This is a genomic window from bacterium (assembly GCA_024226335.1).
Taxonomy (GTDB): domain Bacteria; phylum Myxococcota_A; class UBA9160; order SZUA-336; family SZUA-336; genus JAAELY01.
This window is the reverse complement of sequence record JAAELY010000031.1, coordinates 1-2018: the sequence shown is the minus strand read 5'-3', so window position 1 is coordinate 2018 and position 2018 is coordinate 1. Positions and strand designations below refer to the sequence as shown.

The 2018-nt window shown below is 58.7% G+C and carries 4 protein-coding genes; all 4 read right to left on the bottom strand.

The annotated features are described in order from the left end of the window. Positions 1 to 255: 255 nt before the first annotated feature. Positions 256 to 609 (bottom strand): IS66 family insertion sequence element accessory protein TnpB, encoded by a 354-nt coding sequence (tnpB, locus tag GY725_01575; protein ID MCP4002862.1) that lies wholly within the window; start codon positions 607 to 609, stop codon positions 256 to 258. Beyond that, positions 603 to 968 (bottom strand): transposase, encoded by a 366-nt coding sequence (locus GY725_01570; protein ID MCP4002861.1) that lies wholly within the window; start codon positions 966 to 968, stop codon positions 603 to 605. The genes tnpB and GY725_01570 overlap by 7 nt, the downstream gene beginning before the upstream one ends. 77 nt (positions 969 to 1045) lie before the next feature. Next, complete coding sequence (locus GY725_01565; GenBank protein ID MCP4002860.1) at positions 1046 to 1639, bottom strand: hypothetical protein; 594 nt, start codon at positions 1637 to 1639, stop codon at positions 1046 to 1048. A gap of 137 nt (positions 1640 to 1776) precedes the next feature. Beyond that, the coding region (locus tag GY725_01560) for a hypothetical protein (GenBank protein ID MCP4002859.1) at positions 1777 to 2018 on the bottom strand (242 nt) is incomplete at its 5' end.

Sequence of the window (2018 nt, the reverse complement as noted above, 5' to 3'; positions counted from 1 at the left end):
TGGCAGCCCGCCAGCCGAATCCGGCCTTGCGAAGTGGAACCCAAAAGTTCGTAACCGATGTAGGCGTCCGACACGAGGACGCCGTCGAAGTCCGCGAAGAACTCGGCCGGCCCGGCCCGCGAACGATTCTCGGTAAATGAATTTCCATCGTCAACAAGCGACATGACTTCAACCACGATGCGTGAGATTATGCACATCTGCGCCGATCGCGCAAGACCATCGGCGACCTTTTTTCAAAAAACTTTTCGGGGCGCGTCAGCCGGCTCTTGAATAACGTCGTCGTCGCTTCGCAGAACCCAAGTCGATGCCGTTGATAATCAACGACAGCTGGGTCACGTCGATCTCCATCTGCCGGCGATTCGGACCCGCCGTGGACTTCTCGAAGGCTCCCGATTCGAGCCGCTTGTACCAGATCCAAAAGCCCTGCCCGTCCCACCCCAGCAACTTCAGTCGATCTTGCCGACGATTGATAAACGCAAACCAGTGTCCCGACGCCGGGTCCTCCTTGAGCACCGACTCGGCCAGCAGGCACAAGCCGCGAAAGCTCTTCCTCATGTCGACCGGTTCCAAGAAGAGAAATACGCGTGTTTGATGCGAGAAGTTCAGCATGCCCCCTCCTTCAGCGTCGCGAGGATCTGACCCAGCCAGGTGGCATCGCATTGCGTCGGCACGATGACTCGGCACCCGTCCGCCAGCACGATTTCACAGCCTGCTCGCGTGGCCGTGGGCGGAGAGTGGAGTTGAACGGGAACGAACTTGGCGACGGAGTCTTCCTGTGCCTCGCTCCTTCCAGCAGCCGGTTCGTCCTGGTGTTGGCGTTCCTGGAGCTTCCGACGCCATTGGAAGAAGGAACTCAGGGGCACTTCGTGTTCACGACAAAAGGCGGAAATGCCCAGTCCGCTCGCCCGCTGCTCGCGAATCACTCCCCGCCAATAACGGTCTCGCTCCAAGTTCCGCCGTCGAGCCATCGTCAACCTCCGCGTGTTGAATTCCTGGAAATAATCCCAGAATAAACCACGCGCCAAGACGGGCGGCTATGTTGCGGTCACTTCTGTTTGGGCGAGAGAAGGGTCGAGCGGTCTGCCAGAAACCTCGGATCGAGTGTCCTGTCACGCGTTGGATTGCCGAGCGAATTCCGTCGTTGAAGTTCACGTTCCTGCCTCTCTTGCAAGAGCCGCTCGGCCAGTTCTTCGCGGCTGATGCCACCCGCAGGGCCAAATTGCGGATCAAACGTATGTGCGTCATCAACGATCCCGCCGGTACCGATCATGGGCGGTATCAACTGCGGCGTCCGCGACCGGAACCTGGGATCGATCGCCGTGCCTTCGTCTCTGGCAATACGATTCGGATCGATCCGCAGGGTTTCCAGAGTCGGTGTCGAGGGCAGGTGCCGGGGATCGATGGTCGGACCGTCCGGCCGAAGGGTTGATGAGGCGCTGGTCGATGGATTTCCGTCATCCGATTTCATGTGACTTCGCTTGGTGGCCAGGCCGGAATCACGATAGTCCGTCCTGTGGACCTCGATATCCGTGCCGGTCTCGAAACCGCCACGGGACAAAGCCGCCTTCGATTTGAGGTACCAAGCGGCGAGGTGCGTGTCTTTCCAGCTCTGAATGTCGGGACGGGTCGACCATCTCATCTGGCCTTTCTTGAAATCCGATGACTCCGAGTAGCTCCACACCTTGTCGTCACCAAGAATGACGCTACCTCCCACGCCATTGCCGCGAAAGATCTCGCCGGCCGTGAGGAAGATCTTGGCGGTGCCCGTTTGGCATGTTAGGTGGGGGCGTTGATGCAGAAGATCTTGCTGGTCGTGCGGTCGTAGACCCAAGCCGGTTGGCCGTTGATGACAATGATGTACCCCTTGGATGTCGTCGTGAAAACGATCTGACCGGGGGCAACGAGATCTTCCGTGTAGCGATCGTTTGGAATTGCGTCGGTATACAGCCGCGACTGGTTGGAGTTGCCGACGGCATACAAGGTCACGCGCGGAATGTTCAATGAAACGCGGTATTGCT